The 23,217-nt window shown below is 67.7% G+C and carries 22 protein-coding genes and 1 tRNA gene; 12 read left to right on the top strand and 11 right to left on the bottom strand.

What is annotated here, in order from left to right; genetic code table 11:
• Nucleotides 1-23: 23 nt before the first annotated feature.
• Entirely contained in the window at nucleotides 24-1,433 is a 1,410-nt protein-coding gene (locus ABD210_RS00610) for an MFS transporter (RefSeq protein ID WP_344107379.1), read from the top strand.
• Here ABD210_RS00610 and ABD210_RS00605 read toward each other — a convergent pair.
• Both ABD210_RS00605 and ABD210_RS00600 read right to left on the bottom strand, forming a co-directional pair.
• Nucleotides 1,423-1,764 (bottom strand): YciI family protein, encoded by a 342-nt coding sequence (locus tag ABD210_RS00605; RefSeq protein WP_344107377.1) that lies wholly within the window; start codon nucleotides 1,762-1,764, stop codon nucleotides 1,423-1,425. The genes ABD210_RS00610 and ABD210_RS00605 overlap by 11 nt on opposite strands.
• 111 nt (nucleotides 1,765-1,875) lie before the next feature.
• A complete protein-coding gene (locus ABD210_RS00600; RefSeq protein ID WP_344107375.1) occupies nucleotides 1,876-2,031 on the bottom strand; it encodes a DUF6131 family protein in 156 nt (51 codons plus the stop codon).
• Nucleotides 2,032-2,469: 438 nt separating this feature from the next.
• On the opposite strand from ABD210_RS00600, the gene ABD210_RS00595 reads away from it, so the two are divergent.
• Nucleotides 2,470-3,348, top strand: a complete 879-nt coding sequence (locus tag ABD210_RS00595; RefSeq protein ID WP_344107373.1) for an SH3 domain-containing protein — start codon at nucleotides 2,470-2,472, stop codon at nucleotides 3,346-3,348.
• Nucleotides 3,349-3,444: 96 nt separating this feature from the next.
• Here the strand turns inward: ABD210_RS00595 and ABD210_RS00590 are convergent, their stop codons facing one another.
• From ABD210_RS00590 to ABD210_RS00580, 3 genes are all read right to left on the bottom strand, one after another.
• The gene (locus tag ABD210_RS00590; RefSeq protein ID WP_344107371.1) at nucleotides 3,445-4,770 is read right to left on the bottom strand and encodes an FAD-binding oxidoreductase; all 1,326 of its coding nucleotides are present in this window, start codon (nucleotides 4,768-4,770) and stop codon (nucleotides 3,445-3,447) included.
• A gap of 197 nt (nucleotides 4,771-4,967) precedes the next feature.
• Entirely contained in the window at nucleotides 4,968-5,915 is a 948-nt protein-coding gene (locus ABD210_RS00585; RefSeq protein WP_344107369.1) for an aldo/keto reductase, read from the bottom strand.
• Nucleotides 5,916-5,960: 45 nt separating this feature from the next.
• Nucleotides 5,961-7,103 carry a LacI family DNA-binding transcriptional regulator gene (locus ABD210_RS00580; protein WP_344107367.1) on the bottom strand — a complete coding sequence of 381 codons (1,143 nt, stop codon included), beginning with the start codon at nucleotides 7,101-7,103 and terminating at the stop codon, nucleotides 5,961-5,963.
• A 51-nt stretch (nucleotides 7,104-7,154) separates the two neighbouring features.
• On the opposite strand from ABD210_RS00580, the gene ABD210_RS00575 reads away from it, so the two are divergent.
• The 7 genes from ABD210_RS00575 to ABD210_RS00545 all read left to right on the top strand — a co-directional run bounded on the left by ABD210_RS00575 (nucleotide 7,155) and on the right by ABD210_RS00545 (nucleotide 13,564).
• Nucleotides 7,155-7,364, top strand: a complete 210-nt coding sequence (locus ABD210_RS00575) for a hypothetical protein (protein WP_344107364.1) — start codon at nucleotides 7,155-7,157, stop codon at nucleotides 7,362-7,364.
• A gap of 27 nt (nucleotides 7,365-7,391) precedes the next feature.
• Nucleotides 7,392-7,781 (top strand): L-rhamnose mutarotase, encoded by a 390-nt coding sequence (locus tag ABD210_RS00570; RefSeq protein WP_344107361.1) that lies wholly within the window; start codon nucleotides 7,392-7,394, stop codon nucleotides 7,779-7,781.
• 1 nt (nucleotide 7,782) lies between these two features.
• Nucleotides 7,783-8,940: an L-rhamnose isomerase gene (gene rhaI / locus ABD210_RS00565; protein WP_344107359.1), complete on the top strand. Its 1,158-nt coding sequence runs from the start codon at nucleotides 7,783-7,785 to the stop codon at nucleotides 8,938-8,940.
• Complete coding sequence (locus ABD210_RS00560; protein WP_344107356.1) at nucleotides 8,937-11,021, top strand: bifunctional aldolase/short-chain dehydrogenase; 2,085 nt, start codon at nucleotides 8,937-8,939, stop codon at nucleotides 11,019-11,021. Before rhaI ends, ABD210_RS00560 begins: the two co-directional genes overlap by 4 nt.
• 192 nt (nucleotides 11,022-11,213) lie before the next feature.
• Entirely contained in the window at nucleotides 11,214-12,656 is a 1,443-nt protein-coding gene (locus ABD210_RS00555; RefSeq protein ID WP_344107354.1) for a rhamnulokinase, read from the top strand.
• Nucleotides 12,653-12,883: a LuxR C-terminal-related transcriptional regulator gene (locus ABD210_RS00550; protein WP_344107352.1), complete on the top strand. Its 231-nt coding sequence runs from the start codon at nucleotides 12,653-12,655 to the stop codon at nucleotides 12,881-12,883. The genes ABD210_RS00555 and ABD210_RS00550 overlap by 4 nt, the downstream gene beginning before the upstream one ends.
• A gap of 108 nt (nucleotides 12,884-12,991) precedes the next feature.
• Complete coding sequence (locus tag ABD210_RS00545) at nucleotides 12,992-13,564, top strand: hypothetical protein (protein WP_344107350.1); 573 nt, start codon at nucleotides 12,992-12,994, stop codon at nucleotides 13,562-13,564.
• Nucleotides 13,565-13,800: 236 nt separating this feature from the next.
• On the opposite strand, the gene ilvA is transcribed toward ABD210_RS00545, so the two are convergent.
• A complete protein-coding gene (gene ilvA, locus ABD210_RS00540) occupies nucleotides 13,801-15,072 on the bottom strand; it encodes a threonine ammonia-lyase IlvA (protein WP_344107348.1) in 1,272 nt (423 codons plus the stop codon).
• A gap of 230 nt (nucleotides 15,073-15,302) precedes the next feature.
• Here ilvA and ABD210_RS00535 point away from each other — a divergent pair, with 230 nt between their 5' ends.
• Nucleotides 15,303-16,169 carry an HIRAN domain-containing protein gene (locus ABD210_RS00535; RefSeq protein WP_344107346.1) on the top strand — a complete coding sequence of 289 codons (867 nt, stop codon included), beginning with the start codon at nucleotides 15,303-15,305 and terminating at the stop codon, nucleotides 16,167-16,169.
• 133 nt (nucleotides 16,170-16,302) lie between these two features.
• On the opposite strand, the gene ABD210_RS00530 is transcribed toward ABD210_RS00535, so the two are convergent.
• Genes ABD210_RS00530 through ABD210_RS00520 form a run of 3 tightly spaced genes read right to left on the bottom strand, consistent with a single transcriptional unit; the run spans nucleotide 16,303 to nucleotide 19,196 of the window.
• Nucleotides 16,303-17,262: an acetylxylan esterase gene (locus ABD210_RS00530; protein ID WP_344107344.1), complete on the bottom strand. Its 960-nt coding sequence runs from the start codon at nucleotides 17,260-17,262 to the stop codon at nucleotides 16,303-16,305.
• 36 nt (nucleotides 17,263-17,298) lie between these two features.
• A complete protein-coding gene (locus tag ABD210_RS00525; protein WP_344107342.1) occupies nucleotides 17,299-17,757 on the bottom strand; it encodes a hypothetical protein in 459 nt (152 codons plus the stop codon).
• Between the two features lie 26 nt (nucleotides 17,758-17,783).
• Entirely contained in the window at nucleotides 17,784-19,196 is a 1,413-nt protein-coding gene (locus tag ABD210_RS00520; RefSeq protein ID WP_344107340.1) for an LCP family protein, read from the bottom strand.
• A gap of 375 nt (nucleotides 19,197-19,571) precedes the next feature.
• Between ABD210_RS00520 and ABD210_RS00515 the strand changes: the two genes are divergently transcribed.
• Nucleotides 19,572-19,661, top strand: a tRNA-Ser gene (locus ABD210_RS00515).
• A gap of 100 nt (nucleotides 19,662-19,761) precedes the next feature.
• Here ABD210_RS00515 and ABD210_RS00510 read toward each other — a convergent pair.
• A complete protein-coding gene (locus tag ABD210_RS00510; RefSeq protein ID WP_344107338.1) occupies nucleotides 19,762-20,652 on the bottom strand; it encodes an LLM class flavin-dependent oxidoreductase in 891 nt (296 codons plus the stop codon).
• 216 nt (nucleotides 20,653-20,868) lie between these two features.
• Between ABD210_RS00510 and ABD210_RS00505 the strand changes: the two genes are divergently transcribed.
• Nucleotides 20,869-21,126 carry a hypothetical protein gene (locus tag ABD210_RS00505; protein ID WP_344107336.1) on the top strand — a complete coding sequence of 86 codons (258 nt, stop codon included), beginning with the start codon at nucleotides 20,869-20,871 and terminating at the stop codon, nucleotides 21,124-21,126.
• A gap of 82 nt (nucleotides 21,127-21,208) precedes the next feature.
• On the opposite strand, the gene ABD210_RS00500 is transcribed toward ABD210_RS00505, so the two are convergent.
• Nucleotides 21,209-23,089 carry a phosphoenolpyruvate carboxykinase (GTP) gene (locus ABD210_RS00500; protein WP_344107334.1) on the bottom strand — a complete coding sequence of 627 codons (1,881 nt, stop codon included), beginning with the start codon at nucleotides 23,087-23,089 and terminating at the stop codon, nucleotides 21,209-21,211.
• Between the last annotated feature and the right edge of the window lie 128 nt (nucleotides 23,090-23,217).

The following is a 23,217-nucleotide window of genomic DNA, read 5'->3' as shown; positions in this document are numbered from 1 at the left end:
CCCGCAGTACTGGAGGCTTCACCATGCAGACCGCTCCCGACCCGAAGCGCTGGTTCGCCCTCGCGCTGCTCTGTCTGGCCGCATTCATGATCATCCTGGACGCGTCCATCGTGCTGGTCGCAGTGCCGTCGATCGAGCGCGACCTGAGCTTCTCGGCCGGCGGCGTGCAATGGGTGCCGAGCGGCTACGCGTTGATGTTCGGCGGGCTTCTGCTGCTCGGCGGACGCGTTTCCGACCTGCTGGGTCGGCGCCGGGTGTTCATCGCCGGTCTGCTGCTGTTCGGCGGTTCCTCGTTGCTGTGTGGCTTCGCCTGGACCGGTGACGCGCTGGTGTTCGCGCGAGGTCTGCAGGGGATCGCCGCGGCTGTGCTGGCTCCGAGTGCGCTGTCGATCGTGATGAACACGTTCCCGGACGGCGCCGAGCGGAACAAGGCGCTCGGCATCTGGGGTGCCGTGAGCGGTGTCGGCGGTACCGCGGGGTCGTTGGTCGGCGGGCCGGTCACCGACGGGCTTGGCTGGCAATGGATCTTCTTCATCAACGTGCCGGTCTGCCTGCTGGTCGCGGTACTCGCTCCGGCCGTGCTGACAGACAGTCGCGGTCCGCGCCGGCGCGGGTTCGACATCGCCGGAGCGTTGACGGTGACAGCCGCACTGATCGTCCTCGTGTACGCCGTGATCGAGGCGCCCGGCTCATCCGCCGGACGGACCGCCCTGCTGGCGATCGTGTCGGCTGCACTGTTCGCGTTGTTCGTTCTGGTCGAGAAGCGGTCGAACGCTCCGCTGGTACCGCTGCGGATCTTCCGGTCACGGGCCCTGGTCGGCGGCAACCTGATCACGATCGCCTTCGGGCTCGGGGCCTTCGGGTTGAACTTCATCTACACGCAGTACGCGCAGCTCGCGCTCGGGGCGTCGGCGGTGAAGTACGGGCTGATGTCAGCCGTACTGGCTGCGACCGCGGTGGTCGGCTCGATCGTGGGGCAGAACCTGGTGACCCGGTTCGGCGTCCGGCCGGTGGCAGCCGTTTCCCTTGTGCTCACAGGGATCGGAGCCACTGTGATGAGCCGGGTGGCGGTCGACTCGGGGTACTTCGAGCTGGCGTTCTGGGGCCTGAGCATCTTCGGCGCGGGGCTGGGCGCGGGCTGCGTGGCGGGGTCGATCGCTGCCCTCAGCGAGGTCGCCGGCGACGACGCCGGAGTCGCCTCTGGTCTGCAGAACGCGTGCTTCCAGATCGGCGGTGCAGTCGGAATCGCTGTGCTCTCGGCGGTTGCAGTGGCGAACACTGCCGGCTCATCCCCGACAGCGTTGACCTCTGGTTTCCGCGTCGCGTTCGCTGCTTGCTGGGCCTTCGTAGCCGTCGGCCTGGTCGGAACCAGCTTGCAGTTGACCCGGTCAGCCGACCGACCTCTGGAGCCCGCTCCCAGCACTAGCCACTGAGGACGGTGCCCCGCAGCTCGACACGGTCGTCGACCACGGCGGAGACGCGAGCGGCGAGTTGCTGGGCGCGTTCGTCGTCGACCACATCGACCATGAAGAATCCGGCGAGCTGTTCCTTCGCCTCTCCGAACGGGCCATCGGTGACCACCCGCTCACCCCCGCGGACCTGGACGATCCTGCCGTCGCCGGGGAGGGTAAGGCCTTCCGCGCTGACCAGCTCGCCGGATCGGGCAAGCTCGTCCTTCAACTTCGTCAGGTCGCGCAGCCCCTGCAGCTGTTTCTCGGGTGAAGAGCCGCCGGCCTTGCCGTAGATGAACACGAGGTACTTCATCGGCGCATCGTAGCCATCCTGCACCGACAGAAACGTCAACTCGGCGGAACCCCGCGAGCGGGTGGCTCGCGGGGTCCGGTCCACTCACGATGAGCAGAGCTGCTCAGACGATCAGAACCAGTGTCGCCGTCCCCCGACGGCCCGGCCCGTGGACCCCAGGATGAACAGCACTACCCCGATCACGAGCAGGATGATGCCGAGCGTCCACAAAATCGACACCTTCAGCAGGAATCCCAGCAAGAGCAGGATCAGTCCGAGGATGAGCATGAAGCCTCCTTCTAGGCGAAGCCGTCCGGGCGGGGGTTGTGGACGGCTTCAATCTGGTGCCCACCTGTACGCGGCTCGAATCGCACCGAACCCGCACACAGTTGAAGCAAGTGACTGTTTGAGGCGGCAGAGACGGCCTGCTTTCGCAATGAGCTGTCATGACGCGCAGTCAGGCGGCACGAACACTCCGGCGCTGCCGTCCGGATCACAGCCACTGAGCGTGCGCGATGTACGTAATCCGTTAAAAGTCGCTACTGATTGACAGACCCGCCGAGAACTGTGCTTGACTCCTCCGGTCGATAACGTTTTGGTCTCGACCGAATGGGTGATGCAGTGGGTGAAGGACGGCATAGACAGGCGCGGCACCGTCAACCGCGCCGACAGGTGATCCGGCCAGGCATCGTAAAAGTAGCGATTCCCGGCGCGACCGTGGCTCTGATGGCCACAGGTTCAGCGGTTGCCTTCCCAGACCAGGCCCCTACGACGGATGTGTCGATCGCCAGCTCTTCCCTGCAGTTGGCGCGCGATGCAAAGACCAGCCGGGACGCTCTTCGTCCCATGCTCGACATCTCGCCGACCCCGGCCCCGGCCCCGAAGCCCTCCACGCCGGCGCCGAAGCACCTGAAGAAGCAGGCGCCGATTCCGCAGGCACCCGCGAAGACCCGCGCCTCCCAGAGCGCCCCGGTCGCACCGCCGAAGATCATCGGCAGCAAATACACCACCACCGATCTGAATGTCTGGTCCGCGCCGGCGCAAGCAGGCACGCTGCTGACCGTGCTCTCGGCGGGCAGCAAGGTTTCCGTCACCGGCCAGGTCCAGGGAGTCTGGGCGCAGATCGTCCGCAACGGCGCCGCCCGCTGGGTGAAGGCGCAGTACTTGTCGGCCACCAAGCCGGTTCCGGTGGCCCAGAAGCCTGCGAGCCCAACGGGCGGGATCTCGGCCAAGGCGTGCGCATCCGGCTCGTCGGTCGAGTCCGGCCTGACCGCCGACGCGATCCGCGTGCACCGAGCGATCTGCAATCTGTTCCCCAGCGTGACGTCGTACGGCGGACTCCGGTCCGGCGACAGCGGCAGTGAGCATGCGACCGGGCACGCGCTGGACATCATGGTCAGCGGTTCCAAGGGCCAGGAGATCGCCGATTGGCTGCACGCCCACTACAAGCAGCTCGGCGTCAGCCAGCTCATCTGGGAGCAGCACATCTGGACCGTCCAGCGCAGCAGCGAAGGCTGGCGCGCGATGCCGGACCGCGGTGGTGTCACGGCGAACCATTACGACCACGTCCACGTCACCGTGTACGGCAACTCCGGCACCGTCTGACGTCTCTCGTCAGTTGGCCGCGACGGCCCGACCTCCACCTGGTGGTCGGGCCGTCACGCGTCTCTCGCATCAATCAGGTGCCCCTTCGACCAGCTTTCATGCGGGTCGGATGTTGTGATTCAGGTGGAAGAAGTTGTCGGCGTCGTAGGCCCGCTTAACCTCGCGCAGCCTGATGTAGTCGTCCTCCGAGTACGCCGTGGCGGTGCGGGCCGGGTCAGCCAGGAAGTTCACGAACGTGCGCCCGGTGGTACGCAGTACGTCGGCCAGCTGAGGGACCTCCTGGTCGACGATCACCGAGTACGTCGCGCCGCGGTGCCCGACTGGTCCCGCACCCGGGCCAGGGTTGGCCATCGCGCCACCCCAGTGCCGGATCTCCACGGTCGGGGCGCCCTCACCCGTCAGTTCGGCGAATCGCGCGATCAGGGCGTCCGGGAGCGCGTCGACCAGATCCAGGTAGCGAGCCGGCGTGCCGCCCATCGCGGATTCTCCGAACGGCATCGTCCGTAGTCCACCGGCCAGCCTCGGGCCTGCCACCTCGAACAGGGGCTTGAGGATGTGCTCAGCCAGCTCGCCCTCCCCGGCATACAGGGCCTTGATCGCCAGCGCGCGGGTGCCGCGGAGGTCCGCAGGGAAGTCGGGTGAAGCGGGGATCCGGGTGAGCACGATCGCGGTGCTCAGCTCGTTGGGGATCGTGGCGGACCACTCGCGGTAGAACTCGAGGGTCTCGGCCGCACGATCGAACCCGAAGTACACGATGCCGGCGTGGACCTTGCTCACCGGGTAGAGCCGGAACTCCAGCGAGGTCACGATGCCGAAGTTGCCGCTGCCGCCGCGGATCGCCCAGAACAAGTCCGGGTGCTCGTCGGCGCTGGTCGTCACGACGCGGCCCTCGGCGGTGACGACCTCGGCACGAACCACGCTGTCGGCGGCGAAGCCGTACTTGCGAGCCAGCCAGCCGACCCCACCGCCGAGGGTGTAGCCGGTGACCCCGACATCACGCGACGACCCGGCCAGCGGCGCGAGCCCGGACCGGCCGGCCGCATCGATCACGGCACCCCACCGCGTCCCCGGGCCGACCTTCGCGATCATCCGCTGCGGGTCGATGAGCATGGACGACATCGCCGAGGTCCTGAGCAGGATGCCCCCGTCGGCGGGAACCTTCGTCCCGTGACCAGTCGCCTGGACCGCGAGCGGAAGATTCCGCTCCTGAGCCACCCGGACCGCCGCCTGGACGTCGGTCCTGCAGTAGGCCTCCGCGACAACCAGCGGCCGCGAGTCGAACGACGGAATCACCGACTGCCGCTGTACGTCGTACTCCGAGTCGCCCGGTCGGTGGGTCGCCCCGTTGAACCCAGCGCCGAGCAACCCCGCGACAACCTCGTCCGCGGTCGTCGCTTGGGTGAATATGGCCTGCGTAGTCATGCCGAATCTCCTTCGCCGTGTCCGTCCTCTACACAGACGTCGAAGAAGCAGGCCGTCGATTGACACCTCCACCAAACTTTCTTCTGGAGGGTCGCGACGAGCGCCGGTCCGCTGGCGGGTTCTTCGCCCGCTGGCGCCGAATAAAGGCGCTATCGGTCCAAGAACCCGGCATCGGGCCCGGCGAGATCAGCGCGCGTTCACCAGGCCTGGTCGAGGAGGGTGCGGGCGGAGGCGGGAAGGGTGAGGCGGGCGCCGGAGAGGGCGGTGCGGAGGTAGTCGGGGGTGCTCATGCCGACGATGGGGATGATCGAGGGGGAGCCGCCCATCAGCCAGGCGAGGACGACCTCGTTGCGGGAGACGCCGAGCTCGGCCGCCACCTTGCCGAGGGCCTCCAGGCGGCGCGTCGTACCGGGGTGGTCGAAGGCCTCGTGGATCGGACGGTCGTCGCGCTCGTAGCCGCCCGACATCAGCGGGCTGTAGGCGAACAGGTCCTGCTCCGGGTTGCGATCGGCGTAGTCGAGCACCTCGTCGGTGATCCAGCCGAACCGGTGATCGTGCGCCTGGTCGCGTACGAACGGCCTCGGCTGCAGGTAGGAGTACCGCAACTGCAGCACGGTCGGGCCGTCCACCCCTTGCTGATGGGCCAGCCCGCGAGCTCGCTCCACCCGCCAGAGCGCGTAGTTGGACAGCCCGATCCGGCCGATCGTGCCGGCCTTGGCATGCTTGCCGAAAGCGGCGACGGTTTCGTCCTGCGGCGTCTCGAGATCGTCGCGGTGGGCGAAGTAGAGGTCGATGTGGTCGAGGCCGAGGCGGCGCAAGGAGGTCTCGAGCGCGGCGTCGATCACCTTCGCGCTCAGACCTTCCGCGTGCTCGGGGTAGCTGCCCGGCCAGAGCGGCTCGCAGCCCACTTTGGTAGCCAGCTTGACCCGGTCACGGACGCCCGGGCGCTGTGCGAACCACCGCCCGAGGAGTTCCTCGCTCTGCCCGCCGTGGCCGCTTTCGTGCTGCCAGAAGGCGTAGCAGTTGGCGGTGTCGATCCACACCCCGCCCGCGTCGACATACTCGTCCAGCAGGGCGATGGAAGTCTTCTCGTCGATCCGGGTGCCGAATTCCATCGCGCCGAGAGCGATTCTCAAATCTGTCATGGCTCAACCCTCCGACCTGGAGCGCGCTCTAGGTCAAGGGGATTGCTACTCGGCCGACTTCCCGCGGGTGGAGGTGCGGACCACCAGCTCCGGGGTGAAGGTCACCCGCTGGTGTTCGTGGTCGGGGTTCGACGACTCGTCGAGCAGCAGCTTCGCCGCGGTCCGACCCAGTAGCTGACGTGGCTGCCGGACCGACGTCAAGGGAACCGCGGCGGCCGCGGCGAACTCGATGTCGTCGTACCCGACGATCGCCAGGTCCTCCGGGACCCGCAGGCCGAGACTGACGCATTGTTGCAGCAAGCCCAGCGCCAGCAGGTCGTTCGCGCAGAACGCGGCGGTCGGTCGTCGTGCGGCGGGGAGCCCCGCAAGTCGTTGCCCAGCGCCCCTACCTTCGGCCACCGTCAAGGCGCCGGTGACCAGGTCGACCAGGTTCCCGAGCGGCAGACCGGCCCGGCCGAGTGCCCGGCGTGCGCCCTCGCGGCGGTCGGTGACCTGGCCGATGTTGTTGGGTCCACCGACGAAGGCGATCCGTTCGTGGCCGAGCTCGATCAGATGAGCCAGCGCGATCTCTCCGCCGAGCACGTCGTCCACCGCCACCGAACAGTGCTCGCCGTCGTCGATCGACCGGTCTACCACGACAACCGGGGTACCGCGGGCCGGCAGTTTGCTCAGCCTGCTCGAGTCGGGATCGATCGGTGTGATCAGTACGCCCTGGACGCGCTGCTGCTCCAAGAGATCCAGATAGTCGGCTTCGCGGGTGGCATCTTCGTTGCTGTTGCACAGGAACACCGAGAGGCCGGCCTCGCGAGCCGCTTCCTCGACTCCGCGTGCGACGTCGGTGAAGAACGGGTTGCCCGCATCCAGCATCAAGTAGGCCAGGATCCGGCTGCTCCCCGCCCGCAGTTGCCGGGCCGACTCGTTCCGGACGAAGCCGAGCGAGGCCATCGCCGCCTCGACCTTCGCCCGGGTCGTGGGGCTGACCATCTCCGGCCGGTTCAACACGTTCGAAACCGTCCCCAAGGAGACCCCTGCGGCTGCCGCGACGTCCTTGACGCCGGCCGCTGCCCGCGTCGCCCTGCCCGGTCGCGGCAGGCGGGCCTGCCGCCTGATGACAGGCTTGGCGACCCGGGCGCCGTCCAGCGGCTCCGGTATCCGGCGAGCGCGATCCGGTGCGCCACCTGGTGTCACGCGGCCTCCCGGGTTTGAAACGTGATAGCTGACGCAGCGTACCCCCTTCCGGTGGGTTTCCTCAGTGTGTCCTGGCGGATTCCCCAGCGGGCGCCGACGGTCAACCACCGAATTCGCACCGACCTCTTGACGCCCGGACGCAGCGCCGCTTACTTTCATGCCATCTTCTTGAAACCTTTCAGCAATGGCGCGGACGGTGAGATCGTGCTCGGCACCCCGACCGAGTTCACCTCCGCCAATATCGACGAGTTCAACTTCTGACCGCTGCCGGACCCACTGGGGACGCTCGTGAATCGCTACTGCTTCTGCCTTCAGGTCAAGCCCGACCGGCTGGACGAGTACGTCGAGAGGCACCGCAACGTCTGGCCCGAGATGCAGGCCGCGTTGCGGGACTCCGGCTGGCACAACTACTCGCTCTTCCTGCGCGACGACGGCCTGCTCGTCGGGTACGTCGAGGCCGACGACCTGGAGGCGGCTCAGAAGGCGATGGCGGCGACCGAGGTGAACGCCCGCTGGCAGGCCGAGATGACCGCCTTCTTCACCGATCAGAACGGTTTCACAGATCAGAACGGTTTCACCGATCTGAACGATTCCACCGGGATCGAGGGACGGCCGCCGGACGAGTCCTTCGTGCTGCTGCCCGAGATCTTCCACCTGACCCCGAGTACCGAGGACTGACATGACCAGCTTGACTGATGCCCTTAGCCGTCAGGAGATCGAACTGCCCTCCTGGGCGTTCGGCAACTCGGGCACCCGGTTCAAGGTGTTCAGCCAGCCGGGCGTTCCGCGTTCACCGGAGGAGAAGATCGCCGACGCGGCGGTGGTGCACAAGCACACCGGCGTCGCGCCGAGGGTGGCGCTGCACATCCCGTGGGACAAGGTCGACGACTACGCCAAGCTGGCGGCCTACGCCAAGGAGCAGGGTGTTCGGCTCGGTGCGATCAACAGCAACGTCTTCCAGGACGACGACTACAAGCTGGGCAGCGTCACGAACCCGGACCCGCGGATCCGTCGCAAGGCCACGGACCACCTGCTCGAGTGCGTCGACATCATGGACGCCACCGGGTCGCGGGACCTGAAGCTCTGGTTCTCCGACGGGACGAACTACCCCGGTCAGGACGACCTGTGGGAGCGGCAGGACCGGCTCTCGGAGTCCCTGCATGAGGTGTATGGCAGGCTCGGTGACGACCAGCGGATGCTGCTGGAGTACAAGTTCTTCGAGCCGGCCTTCTACGCCACCGACGTGCCGGACTGGGGCACGTCGTACGCGCACTGTCTGGAGCTGGGGCCGAAGGCGACGGTCTGCATCGACACCGGGCACCACGCGCCGGGCACGAACATCGAGTTCATCGTGGCGTTCCTGCTGCGGGCCGGGAAGCTCGGGGCGTTCGACTTCAACAGCCGCTTCTACGCCGACGACGACCTGATGGTGGGCGCGGCCGACCCGTTCCAGCTCTTCCGGATCATGAACGAGATCGTCCGGGGTGACGCCCTCGACCCGGACCGTGGCATCGCGTTCATGCTCGACCAGTGCCACAACATCGAGGCGAAGATCCCGGCGATCATCCGCTCGGTGATGAACGTCCAGGAGGCCACCGCCAAGGCACTCCTGATCGATCGCGACGCACTCCGCAAGGCGCAGCAGAGCGGTGACGTGCTGGCGGCCAACGCGGCGCTGATGGATGCCTTCAACACCGACGTCCGTCCGCTGCTGGCCGACCTTCGGACGGCTCAGGGGCTCGACCCGGACCCGGTCGCGGCGTACCACCGCAGCGGCTACTTCGAGCAGATCAGCAAGGACCGCGCTGACGGCCAGCAGGCCGGATGGGGAGCATGACAGTGACCGATTCCGCCTCCTTCCCCACTCCGCCGCCCGGGTCAGGCACCCCGGACGTCGCAGCCGAACTCGTTGCGCGCAGCAACAGACTGGGTGCCGACCCGCGCAATACCAACTACGCCGGCGGCAACACGTCGGCCAAGGGCACCGCGACGGACCCGGTGACGCAGCAACCGGTGGATCTCGTCTGGGTGAAGGGCTCCGGCGGTGATCTCGGCACCCTGACCGCCAAGGGCCTGGCCGTACTGCGACAGGACCGCCTGAACGCGCTCGTCGAGGTCTACCCCGGGGTGGATCGCGAGGACGAGATGGTCGCGGCGTTCGACTTCTGCCTGCACGGCAAGGGTGGCGCCGCTCCCTCGATCGACACCGCCATGCACGGCCTGGTGGACGCGCCCCACGTGGATCACCTGCACCCCGACTCGGGGATCGCGCTCGCCACGGCGGCCGATGGTGAGAAGCTGACGGCCGAGTGCTTCGGCGATCGCGTTGTCTGGGTGCCGTGGCGCCGGCCCGGGTTCCAGCTGGGGTTGGACATCGCCCGGATGAAGAAGGACAACCCGCAGGCGATCGGCGTGATTCTGGGCGGCCACGGCATCACCGCGTGGGGTGACACGTCGGAGCAGTGCGAGGCGAACTCGCTGGAGATCATCCGGACGGCCGAGCTCTTCCTTGCCCAGAACGGAAAGCCCGAGCCCTTCGGACCCGTCGTACCGGGGTTCGAGGCGCTTCCGGAGGGGGCCCGGCGGCAGCGGGCGGCGGCGTTGGCGCCTGTGATCCGGGGTCTCGCGTCGACGGACAACCCGCAGGTCGGGCATTTCAACGACTCCGACGCCGTGCTCGAGTTCACCGCGCGGGCGAGGCTCGCCGAGCTGGCCGCGCTCGGGACGTCATGCCCCGACCACTTCCTCCGGACCAAGGTGCGGCCGCTCGTGCTGGACCTTCCGCCTTCGGCTTCGCTGGAGGAGGCGACCACGCGGCTCCGCGAGTTGCACCTGACGTACCGCGAGGACTACGCGGCCTACTACGACCGTCACGCCCAGCCGGACAGCCCGCCGATGCGTGGCGCCGATCCGGCGATCGTGCTGGTGCCTGGCGTCGGCATGTTCAGCTTCGGCAAGGACAAGCAGACCGCCCGGGTGGCCGGCGAGTTCTACGTGAACGCGATCAACGTGATGCGCGGCGCCGAAGCGGTCTCGACGTACGCGCCGATCGACGAGAGTGAGAAGTTCCGGATCGAGTACTGGGCGCTCGAAGAGGCCAAGCTGCAGCGGCAGCCGAAGCCCAAGCCGCTCGCCACCCGCATCGCGTTCGTCACCGGTGGTGGTTCGGGCATCGGGAAGGCCATCGCTCATCGGCTGGCCGCCGAGGGCGCTTGCGTCATCGTCGCGGACCTCGACCTGGATGCCGCCGAGACGGTGGCCAACGAGATCGGCGGCCCGGACCAAGCCAAAGCTGTCGGTGCCGATGTGTCCGACGGCGCGGCTGTCGAAAGGGCGATGCAGCAGGCCGTGCTGGCGTTCGGAGGTGTCGATCTCGTCGTGAACAACGCAGGCCTGTCCATCTCGAAGCCGCTGCTGGAAACGACCGAGAAGGACTGGGACCTGCAGCACGACGTGATGGCCAAGGGCTCGTTCCTGGTCTCCCGTGCGGCCGCGAAGATCCTGATCGACCAGGCTATCGGCGGTGACATCGTCTACATCTCGAGCAAGAACTCCGTCTTCGCCGGGCCGAACAACGTCGCGTATGGCGCCGCCAAGGCGGACCAGGCACACCAGGTCCGCCTGCTCGCGGCCGAGCTCGGCGAATACGGCATCCGCGTCAACGGGGTGAACCCTGACGGGGTCGTCCGTGGTTCCGGCATCTTCGCGAAGGGCTGGGGTGCACAACGCGCCGCGGTCTACGGCGTACCGGAGTCGGAGCTCGGCGCGTTCTACGCACAACGCACGCTGCTCAAGCGGGAGGTGCTGCCGGAACATGTGGCAGCGGCCGTCTTCGCCCTGGCCGCCGGGGACCTGTCCCTCACGACCGGCCTGCACGTGCCCGTCGACGCCGGCGTCGCGGCCGCCTTCCTGCGCTGAGGAGTCAGGCCATGCAGAAGTGGAGGAGCACTGATCCGAGCCGCTCGGTCGACGGGAACGGTCTGCCGCCGTGGGTACACCACCTCCCGCGTCGACTTCGGCTGCGACCCGGGCGAGTGGACGGCCGTCGCCGACCTCCTCCACCGAGACCTCCAGGTCGTCGGGCCGCTCTGATCACGTGAGGAGACGCTGGTGAGCCTGAGACTGGCAGCGGTGGACCTCGGCGCCTCGAGCGGCCGGGTGATGGTCGGCTGCGTCGGGGTGGATCGGCTCGAGTTGACGCAGGTGCACCGGTTCTGGAACGGTCCGGTGCGGCTGCGCGACACCCTGCACTGGGACATCCTCGGCCTCTATCGCGAAACCCTCGCCGGCCTCGGCAAGGCGGGTCGGCTGGACGGACTCGGCATCGACTCGTGGGCCGTCGATTACGGACTCCTGGACGGCGAGGGCAAGTTGCTCGGCAACCCGGTGCACTATCGCGACGCCCGCACTGATGGCGTGATGGAACGGGTTCTGCGTACCGTCCCGGCCGACGACCTGTACGCCGTGACAGGGCTGCAGCAACTGCCGTTCAATACGATCTACCAGCTGGTCGCCGAGCGATCCCTGGATCGAGCCGAGACGCTGCTGATGATCCCGGATCTGCTGGCCTACTGGCTGACCGGCCGCCTCGGCGCGGAGGCGACGAACGCCTCGACCACCCAGCTGTACGACGTACGCGCTCGGGGCTGGAGTGAGACCTTGGCTCGACGCGTCGGCGTACCGGCGGGATTGCTGCCGGAGATCCGCGAAGCCGGACAGATGATCGGGCCGCTGTTGCCTGAGGTAGCGGAGGAGACCGGGCTGGATCCGGCGACGCCAGTGATCGCCGTCGGATCGCATGACACCGCCTCGTCGGTGGTCGCGGTCCCTGCCGGGGCGCGCGAGCGATTCGCCTACATCTCGTCCGGCACGTGGTCCTTGGTGGGGTTGGAGCTGGCCGAGCCCGTCCTCACCGCCGAGGCACAGCAGGCCAACTTCACCAACGAAGGCGGTGTGGACGGCCGGATCCGCTTCCTGCGCAATGTGATGGGACTGTGGATCCTGCAGGAATGCCTGCGGGTCTGGGACACCGCCGACCTGCCGGGCTTGCTCGGCGAAGCGGCCGCCGCGCCGGCGTTCGGAGTACTGATCGATCCGGACGATCCGTCGTTCCTTGCTCCAGGCAACATGCCGCGACGGATCGAGTACTTCTGCGCGAAGTCCGGTCAGGAAGCACCGAAGACGAAGGCCGCGGTGGTCCGGTGTGTGCTCGAGAGCTTGGCGTTGGCCTATCGCCGCACGCTCCGGCTGGCGCAGACCGTTGCCGACCGGGAGATCGAGGTCGTCCACGTGATCGGTGGCGGTTCGCAGAACGAGCTGCTCTGCCAGCTGACCGCTGATGCTGCCGGTCTTCCCGTGCTGGCTGGTCCGGTCGAGGCTTCCGCACTGGGCAACGTGCTCGTGCAGGCGCGTGCCCTGGGTGCGCCACTCCCGGATCTGACCGCGATGCGCGCGCTGGTTCGCGCGACCCATGAGCTGCGGCGGTACGAGCCGCAGGGCAAATCGGCCGACTGGGACGCCGCCGAGTCCCGGGTGTTCGGAGGATCCCGATGACCGTCCTGCAGAGCGAAGCAGGTCCCCGAGTCCGTCGCGAGATCGGCCACAACGATCTGCAGCTGCTCCGGCTGCTCGCGACCGGACTGCCGGTCGAGTCGGTGGCGCGCCGCCTCGACCTGTCCGAGCGGACCGTCCGCCGTCGAACCAGGGCGGCCTGCGACCGCCTCGGCTTCGCCACCACCGTCGAAGCCATCGTCTGGGCCGCCCGCCGCGGCCTGGTCTGACGGCTCTTGCGTCCGAAGGACCGGGGGTCCTGACCTCGGGTTCTTCGGACGTTAAGGGCTGGAAGCACGGGGTACCGGGCTTTCCGAACATCAATCCGAGGAGGAGCGATGGACGGAATGACCATCGTGTGGATCGTCGTGGCCGTCGTGGTCGTGATCTTCCTGATCGCGCTGATCGCCGGTGCCGTGAAGAAGTCGAAGGAGCGCCGGATCGAGCACGACCGGCAGGAGGCGTACGAGCACGAGCAGCAAGCCAGGGCAGCTGCCGCGCACGCCGAGAAGCAGCAGGCCGCGGCCGACGAGGTCGACGCACGGTCCCGCAAGGCGCAGGCCATCGCTGACGAGAAGGCCGCCGAGGCCCGGCGACTCGCCGCCGGCGCCAACGAGCGCCGCGAAGCCGCTGAGCACGCCCGCGCCGACTCGGACGATCACCAGACCCACGCCAACACCGTCAACCCCGACGCCGACCGGACTCCCACAGACGACGACGGCCGGACGTCCGAGAACCGCCGCAGGGAGGACGTCAGGACTCCGCACGCTGCAAGCTGGGGTGCGGCGACGGCCCCGGACGAGCAGGTGATGGCAGGCGCAACAGACGAGCAGCCGATCGAGAGAAAATCTGCGGAGCCGGAACTGCCGCAGAGCGACCGTGAGGCGAGGCACGCAGCCCGGAGACGCTAAGCCCCACAGGACACATTGATTCTGCCGGGGACGACCTGCGGCTGGGCCCGACCGGAAGCGGATCCCCGAAACCAGCCCCCGGCGGAATCAGTGTTCTCCAGCGTAGTGATTAACGCGACGAGGCGGAGATTGGTTGTGTACGTCGTCTTCCCGGCGAGCAGGCGGTCGCCGATCCGAGCGAGTGCGGCGAATCCGGCACGATGCTTCGCTTTACCCGCCCGACCTCGTGAAGCTTGTCAGATCAGGTAGCGGAATTCGGCGGAGTCGGGTTTGATTCGTTCGATGTCGAGGGGGGCCGCGTCCATTCGGGACAGCAGGCCGGTCAGGTCAGTGGGGCGGCTGATCTCGATGCCGACCAGGGCGACCCCGGTCTCGCGGTTGTTGCGCTTCACGTACTCGAACAACGTGATGTCGTCGTCGGGTCCGAGCACGCCGTCGAGGAATGTCCGCAAGGCGCCCGGCTCCTGGGGGAACGTCACCAGGAAGTAGTGCTTCAGGCCCTCATGCACCAACGAGCGTTCGAGAATCTCCCCGTAGCGGCTGACGTCGTTGTTGCCGCCCGACAGCAGGCAGACCACCGTCTCGCCGGGCTTCACCTCGACACCATGACCCAGAGCCGCCGCTGACAACGCACCAGCAGGCTCGGCGATCAAACCATCCGTTTGATAGAGCTCCAGCATCTCGGAGCAGACCAGCCCTTCGGGGACCGAGGTCAGCTCCACGCCGGCGGCGGCGACCAGCGGCAGCGTCACCTCGCCCACCCGCCGAACCGCCGCGCCGTCGACGAAGCTGTCCAGGTGCGGCAACGTCACCGGCCGGCCCGCCTCCAACGCCGCGATCATGCTCGCCGCACCACCCGGCTCGACCCCGACAACCCGTACGCCGGGGTGCCGTTCCGCCAACCAGGTGGCGACTCCGGCGACCAGTCCACCGCCACCGACCGGGACGACCAGTACGTCGGGCGCCTCGCCGAGCTGCTCCACGACCTCGACGGCCACTGTTCCCTGCCCTGCAACGGTTCTTGGATCGTCGAAGGCGGGAACGAGGGTCGCTCCCGATTCGGCGGCGTCGGCAAGAGCAGCCGCGGCGGCGTCGTCATAGGTATCACCTGTCACGATCACCTGGATCTGCGGTCCACCAAGGGCTGCGATCCTGTCCCGCTTCTGGCGAGGCGTAGTACGGGGGACATAGACGCGACCGTGCACATCAAGCGTGTGACAGGAATACGCCAGGCCCTGGCCGTGATTGCCGGCACTCGCGCACACGACGCCCGCTGTTTTCGACGCGTCGTCGAGTTGGGCGATCAGGTTGTAGGCGCCGCGAAGTTTGTAGGAACGGCCGATCTGCAGGTCTTCCCGCTTCAGCCAGACCTGGGCGCCGGTGCGTTCGGACAGGCGGAGGTTTCGTTGCAACGGAGTACGCAGAGCGACGCCGTCGAGTCGCTTGACCGCCGCCTCGATTTCTTCGGCGTCGACAATCGAACGAGCGACTGAATTAAAGCCGTGCATGCGCTTCCTTCCCGTGCATCTGCACGATTCTCAACGATTCTCTCGCACCACAAGACACTGCCCGTCCAGAGTGCGGACCGGCGGGCACCATTCCACAACAGGCCCTTTTTTCATGCGTGAAACCATGCGTTACTGGGCAGTCTAGTTTTCATACGCTCACTCGGTGTAACGGCCAGGGTCCTGGACGGGATGAGCCGAGTAAACCGGTCAACGGGGACTGGAGGGCACCTATGGAATCGATTCCGTTCAGTCTGTGGGGAGACGCCCTGTGGTGTGGCCAGGAAGTCGTGCGGGAAGCACCGCACGAGCAGGCGATCCGAAGCCTGTTTCCCGACCCCATCCCAGCGCGAGGAGCAGATCTGGACACCACTGCGGATCTTGTCCCGGAACCGCACAACCGCTTCGACCCGCGCTCGATCGCTGTTCGGGTGCAGGGCAAGGTGGTCGGCTACCTGCCGCGGGACGATGCGCACCGGTACCACCCGGTGCTGTCAGAGCTGGTGGCGCAAGGCCTGCAACCGCAGGTGCCGTGCCACCTTTGGGTCAGTGAGTGGGAACCGGCGGACTGGGAAGCCAAGGGCGACCAGGGCACCGAGTTCCACGCCAGCGTCGCGGTCGCCCTCGGGCAGCCGCACATGCTGGTCCCGGTCAACCTGCCACCGCCCGGGAGCTACCACCTCCTGCCGCCGGGCAGCGGGATCGTAGTACCGGGCAGCGAGGTGCATCCGGACGTGCTGGCGCCGTTCTTCCGGCCGGAAGGCGAGTGCTGGGCCTACGCGACGATGCACGCGATCGAGGAGGAGGACAGCTTCCAGGACCGGCACCGGATCGTCGTGGAGATCCGGTTGGACGACGAACCTGTCGGCCGGCTCAGCACACGCCTCAGTGCCGAGTTCCTGCCGGCGATCCACTATCTGGCGGACATGCGGGCCGAGACGGCCGCACGGGCTGCGGTTCGCGGTGACCGGACAGCATCGGAGGTGATCTTGTACGCGGCCCGGAGTCACGACCTGCCGGCCACCTGGCCGGATGGTCTGACCCGGTCACCAGTGGCATCACCTTCCTGGCACTACTGGGCCGGCAAAGAAGCCAACTGATTCCGAAGGCGGTCGCGCAGCACTCACCAACAAGTTGTGGCGGGTAATGCGGGGCTACCAGGGGCCAGAGCTTCACCTTGCGGACGTGGTCGGGCCGCCGAGCAGTTCGGCGGCCCGAGCAGTGGCCACGTGGTCAGAGCTTGGCGCCGATCTGCTGGTAGATCTCATCCATCGCGCCGGGGAGATCGTCGTGGCCGAAGTCCGGGTAGAGCCGGGTCTGTTTCGGCGCGGTGATCTTGTTGTAGGCCGCGTACTGCGTGGACGGCGGGCAGGTCTGGTCCTCAAGCCCGACGTACAGCGTCACCTCGGCCTGGATCCGCGGCGCGAGGTGTTGCAGGTCGATGTAGCCGAGGCTGGTGAACACCTCCTGCTCGCGCAGGTGCCGGGGGTCGCGCTTCTTGAACCACGTGGTGATCTCGTCGTACGGCCCCTTCTCGAGGTTGAGCTTCCACGCCCGCTGGTAGTCGACCAGGAACGGGTAGACGCTCGCGGCGTACTTGATCTCGGGCGTGAGCGCGGCGCACACCAGGCTCAGACCGCCGCCTTGGCTCCACCCGGTGGTCGCGACCCGGGCCGCATCCACCTCGGGCAGTCCGCGGATGATGTCGGCAAGCCGCCGGGTGTCGAGGAAGACGTGCCGGTAGAGCAAACCCTCCGGGCCGTCGTCGAGCCCCTCGACCAGGTGGTTGTGCAGGGAGAAGCTGTTCGGCTGCTGCGAGTCGGTGCGGAACCCCACCTGCTCGCGTACGTCGAGCGCGGCGACGGTGAATCCCCGGGCGGCGTACGGCAGCAGGTCGATCCACTTCGGCTGCTCACCGCCGTACCCGTGGAACATCAGTACCGCGGGTCCCTCGGCGTTGTTCGGGCGGATCACCTTGGCGTGCACGCGGTAGCCGCCGGTGCCGTTGAAGTAGAGGTGCTCGGTCTTCGCGAACGGCAGCGGGAAGTCCGTCGCCGGGGCGAAATCGGCCTCCGCGTCGATGCCCGCCAGCTCAGCGAGACCCTTCTCCCAGAACTGGTCGAAGTCTTCCGGGCGCGGATTCGTGCCCTGGTAGGCGATCAGTTCCTCGTACGACAGTTCGAACGAAAGCACAGCCGGACTCCAAAGATCAGATGAATGAAGGCATCCTCATTCTGCGTGATCCGCGTCATCGGCTGCAGTGCCGTCCCAGATGGTGTACCCGTTGGCCTGGTTCAGCCGCTCGCGCAGCTCCGTCTCCAGCCGCTCCGCCCGGCTGGGCGCCAGCCAGCGCAGCGGGACGAGGATCGAGTGGTCCGGCTGCTTCGTCCGCAGCGCGATGGCCTCGCCCTGAGTGGTGTCGATCCGGCCGACCTCCGTGATGTCGGTCCAGTCGGTCCGCAGCCCGCGGACCACGACCGCGTCCGGGCCGAGCTTCAGCAGCACCGGCGGCCGCGCGAGGATCCACAGCCCAGCGAGCACGACCAGCCCGCCCAGCGTCAGGAGCACCGCCACCACCGCGGCCGGCAACCCGACCGCCCACACGATCGCGGCCAGGCCGAGGATGATCAACCCCGCGGCCAGGATCCCGACAAACCGCCCGGGCCGCATCCGGTACGTCGTACGCATCCGCCAAGGATCTCAGCGGCCGCGAATCACGGCGTGGTCGGGTGGTACGCGCAGGCGTCGCTGAGGTCCTGGGTGCCGCCCGGCGGGGGCGTCGGCTTGGTCGAGGACTTGCCGGTGGTGGGCTTCTTCGTCGTGCCGGCCGAGGGGGTCGAGGCGACCGGCTGGGTCTGCGGCTCGATCGCCTTCCGGACGATCTCGCGCATCGCCTGGTAGTCCGGGTTCTTCCCGGTCGGGAAGTTCTTGGTCTTGTCCAGGTCCACGTTGGAGACCTTGGCGGTCTTGACCTTGATCCCGAGCTCGATGAACGCCGGCAGGATCTCCTGCGGGATGTCAGTGCGGAGCAGTTGCTTGCCGGCCGAGGCGATCTCCTTGTACTTCGTCACCAGCGCGGTCGGGTTGGCGCTGTTCACGATCGCGTGGATCGTGCAGCGCTGCCGCTCCTGCCGGGACGGGTCGCTCAAGCCGTACCGGCCGCGGGCGAACCACAGCCCGTCGTGGCCGTTCAGGTGCTGGTTCGGACCGGGCTGCAGGTAGCGGCTGGGCAGGGTGTCGTCCGCCGAACCCGGGCCGCGGTAGTCGCCGCCGATCGGCACCTTGTAGTTGATGTTCACCGTGATGCCGCCGAGCGCGTCGATGATCTGCTCGAAGCCCGCCAGGTTGACCTGCATGTAGTAGTCGATCTTGAGGCCCATCGCCTCGCCGGCCGACACCTTGAGCACGTCTGCTCCCATGTTGTCCGACGGCCCGAGCGCGTTGGGGTGGGCGGCCGGGATGTTGCGGTACATCGCGTCGAGGTAGAACTCCGACTGCTCGACGTTGCCCAGGCTGGGATCCCAGAAGCCGGTCGGGTAGTACTTGTGCAACGGCGAGTCCACCGGGAAGGGCATCCGCATCCAGTTGCGGCTCAGCGAGATCAGCTTCGTGTCACCGGTCTTGGTGTCGATGCTGGCCACCATCACCGTGTCGGTGCGGGTGCCCGTCCGGCCGACGCCGTCATCAGCGCCGAGCAGCAGGATGTTCAGTCGGGGGGTGTTCGCCCAGGGATCCTGCTTGTTGACCTTGGGCCGGGTCGCGCTCTTGGAGTTGTTCTCGGAGATGAACACGTTGCCGACCAGGTCCCGCTGGGCCATCACGGTCTGCGCGGCGACTGTGGTCGGGACAGCGATCGCGAAGCAGATCAGGCCGACGACCAGCGAACCGGCCAGCCGCCCGGTCGCGCTGACGCTGACCGGCCGGAGGAGCTTGTGCGAGGAGACGACGATGCAGATCCAGCAGAAGCCGAGCAACACCACGGCGCAGGTCGCGATCAGCAGCCGGCTCGGGTCGACCGCGAGCTCCACGATGGAGTTGCGGTTGGTGAGCGCGATGTAGGCCCCGATCACGAGCAGACCGGCGACCAGCGTCATCACGAAGGCGCCGAGCTTGGTCCGGCCTCCCATCACGAACCCGGATCCGGGGATCAGGGCGCTGACGAGCGTCAGTCCGATGGCCTTGGAGGCCGAACGGGCCCGGTGCGCCTTGTGACGAGACCGGTGACCTTTCGGCGCGGACCTGCGTCCTGATGCGCGAGTGCTCCGCGACATGGCTCCGTTCCCTGATCGACGACGGTGGCGGCGGTGCTGGACCGGAGTGACCGGTCCTCAGTACTTCAGACGCCGGCACAGCCTCCTCGGTTGACTTCGACCCCCGTCGACTTCGGTCAGATTACAGGGGCAGGGGACGACACACCCAGGGAGTCCGGTACCCGCTTTGCTGACGGACCGCTTGTCCGGATACTCTTGGCCGTCGTCGTGTCCCCTCGGGGATACCTCGGAGGAGGCGTCGCCTAGTCCGGTCGATGGCGCCCGCCTGCTAAGCGGGTTGAGGGTAATCCCCTCTCGAGGGTTCAAATCCCTCCGCCTCCGCAGCAAAGAGAGCCGCCAGCGTCGAAGACGCGTGGCGGCTCTCTTTGCTGCGGAGCCGGAGGCACTCAGGCAGGCGCTGCCCGTCCCGCAGTACGGGCCCTCAGGTGGCGGCTAGTTCCTTGGCCTTGGCGAGACGGTCCACCGACCGGGGCGTGACTGGCTCGAGGGAGGCGATCAGATGGTCGACTCCCAGGGCTTCGTAGTCCTTGATCGCGGCGGCCAGCTCCTCCACTGTGCCGGAGATCGCGTCGGCGGCGGGTTCCGCGACCGGTTGATCCTGATCCCGGACGGTGATGCCCACTGTGGGCGCAACGGCGTCGGCTGGTCGGCCGGCCCCGGCTACGGCTGACTGGAGGTCGCGCAACCGCTCCCGGACCCGCTCATCGACGGGGCCGAACCAAGCGGTGTTCCACGCGTCCGCCCACTTGGCGGCCAGTTCCAGCATCCGCGGCCGCCTCGAAGCGACCAGGATCGGAATCCTCCGGTCCGGCGGCGGCACGAGCGAGGCGCCACGAACCTGGTGATACTTCCCGGCGAAGTCGACCGTCTCGCCGCGCACCAACCGGGCGACGATCTCCAGCCACTCCGCGAACCGCCCCACCCGATGATCGGTCGGCAGCCCGAACGCCTCGTACTCCGGATCGTGCCAGCCCGCGCCGACCCCCAGCACCACCCGCCCGCCGGACACCAGATCAAGAGTCGCCGCCATCTTCGCGACCAGCCCCGGATCCCGGAACGACCCGCACAGCACCATCGTGCCGAGCTCCACCCGGGTCGTCACCGCGGCGACCGCGCTGAGCAGCGTCCACGCCTCGTGCATCCCGTACGTCGAACCGTCGGGCGCCCGGTAGAAGTAGTGGTCGGCCAGCCAGACCGAGTCCAGCCCAGCCCGTTCAGCCGCCAGCGCCACCTCGCGAACCTGCGCCCATTCCGGCGCCCGACCGCCAGGACCCTCGCCATCGCCGACTGGAAGCATCACGCCAATCTTCATCGGTCCAACCTAGGCGAGGGGCGGACCGCCAACACTCACTAACCCGGTCGTCAGTAGTCCAGAACGGGTGAGCTGAGCGGAGAGCCTGGCGGCTGGGCGTAGTTGCTGAGTGTTGGCGGTCCGCCGACCGCAGGCTAGGCGATCGGCCCCCCGGGTGGGTAACGTCGGGAGTACCCGGTGTGAGGCCGCGGTGAGGAACGGGCGTTGGTTCCGACCATGACCTCACGAAAGGGTGTGGTGGCGATGACGGATTTTGCCATCCGACCGCAGGTGTTCGACCTGCGTTCGATCCTCCAACTGGCCCTGCCCGCGCATGTCGTGGCGTGGGTGGACGGCGACTGGCGTCCCGCCTGGCTGATCGGCCGCCTGCACTGCGCCGACGGCTGGATCGCCCTGATCCAGTACACCGACGCCACCGGCCGCGAACTGACCCTCCGCCTCTCCACCGACCGCCTCGCCGCCCCCCGTCCCTGAGAACCACAACGTCGGGAACCACAACGTCCGAAGAGCCGCGGGTCAGGACCCGCGGCTCTTCGGACGTAAGCTGCTCGGGTGGTTAGCCGAGGCGGGCTTTCAGGCCGTCGAGTTCGAGCTTCAACGCCGCCGGGACCTTGTCGCCGAGCTTGGCGAACCACTCCTCGATCAGCGGGATCTCGGCCTTCCACTCCTCGTCGTCGACGTTGAGCGCGACCTCGAGCGCCTCCACGCTCAGGTCCAGACCGCTGACGTCCAACGAGTCGACGGTCGGCACGCGCCCGATCGGGGTCTCGACGGCGGCCGCCTTGCCTTCGAGCCGGTCGATCACCCACTTGAGCACGCGGCCGTTCTCGCTGAAGCCCGGCCAGACGAACTTGCCCGCCTCGTCCTTGCGGAACCAGTTCACGTAGAAGATCTTCGGCAGCTTGGATGCGTCGTTGTCCTTGCCGACGGTGATCCAGTGGTTCAGGTAGTCACCGGCGTTGTAGCCCATGAACGGCAGCATCGCCATCGGGTCGCGCCGGACCACGCCGACCTCGCCGACCGCGGCCGCGGTCGTCTCCGATGACAGCGTCGCACCCATGAACACGCCGTGGTCCCAGTCGCGCGCCTCGGTCACCAACGGCACAGTGGTAGCGCGGCGGCCGCCGAAGAGGATCGCGGAGATCGGTACGCCGTTCGGGTCCTCGTACTCGTCGGCGATGATCGGGCACTGCTTGATCGGCGTACAGAACCGGCTGTTGGGGTGCGACGAGACCTCGTCGGACTCCGGCGTCCACTCGCGGCCCTTCCAGTCGGTCAGGTGGTTCGGCGGGGTCTGCGAGTAGCCCTCCCACCAGACGTCACCGTCGTCGGTCAGCGCGACGTTGGTGAACAGCGAGTTGCCCTTCTCGATCGTGCGCATCGCGTTCGGGTTGGTCTTCCAACCGGTGCCCGGCGCCACGCCGAACAGCCCGTACTCCGGGTTCTGCGCGTACAACCGGCCGTCCTCGCCGAAACGCATCCAGGCGATGTCGTCGCCCAGCGTCTCGACCTCCCAGCCCTCCAGTGTCGGGTCGAGCATCGCCAGGTTGGTCTTGCCGCAGGCGCTCGGGAACGCGGCCGCGATGTAGTGGACCGTCTTCTCCGGCGAGATCAGCTTCAGGATCAGCATGTGCTCGGCCAGCCAGCCCTCATCGCGGGCCATCGCCGAGGCGATCCGCAGCGAGTAGCACTTCTTGCCGAGCAGCGAGTTGCCGCCGTAGCCGGAGCCGTAGGACCAGATCGTCCGCTCCTCGGGGAACTGCACGATGTACTTCTCGTCGTTGCACGGCCAAGACACGTCCTTCTGTCCCGGCTGCAGCGGTGCGCCGACCGAGTGCAGACACGGCACGTACGGCGCGTCGTTCCCCATCTTCGCCAGTACTTCGGACCCGGTGCGCGCCATGATCCGCATCGAGGCGACCACGTACGCCGAGTCGGTGATCTCCACGCCGAACATGGGCTTGTCCGCAGTCAGCGGGCCCATGCAGAACGGCACGACGTACAGGGTCCGGCCCTTCATCGAGCCGCGGTACAGCTCGGTCATCAGGGCCTTCATCTCGGCCGGGTCCATCCAGTTGTTGGTCGGGCCGGCGTCGGCCTCGTCGACCGAACAGATGAAGGTGCGCTGCTCGACCCGGGCGACGTCGGACGGGTCGGTGCGGGCCCAGAAGGAATTCGGCTTCTTCTCGTCGTTCAACCGGACCAGCGTGCCGCCGGCGATCAGTTCGTCGGTGAGCGCCTTGTACTCCGCGTCCGAACCGTCCACCCAGTGGATCCGGTCGGGCTGCGTCAGGGCGGCCACCTCGGCGACCCAGGCCAGCAAGCCTGCGTGCTCAGTCGGGGTGTTGCTCGGGTCGAGGTCTGTCCTGGTAGTGGGGGCGGGGGCCTCGGCGCTGAGAGCTTCCTCGGTGTGGGCAGGGCTGGCGGTGGTCGTCATCGGCGGCTCATTCCCTCTCGCGGATCGGTCCGGTGCCGTCCCCGTCCCTCTCCGCTGAGGGGGTGTACGACGCCGGCCGCCGGGATCTCCGGCGGTCGATTCAAACTGGCTGGCGGTGTGATCTGTCG

The sequence above is a fragment of the Kribbella alba genome, assembly GCF_039529635.1.
Classification (GTDB): Bacteria; Actinomycetota; Actinomycetes; order Propionibacteriales; family Kribbellaceae; genus Kribbella; species Kribbella alba.
Note: the sequence above shows the minus strand (reverse complement) of the source record. Positions and strands in the feature narration are given on the sequence as shown.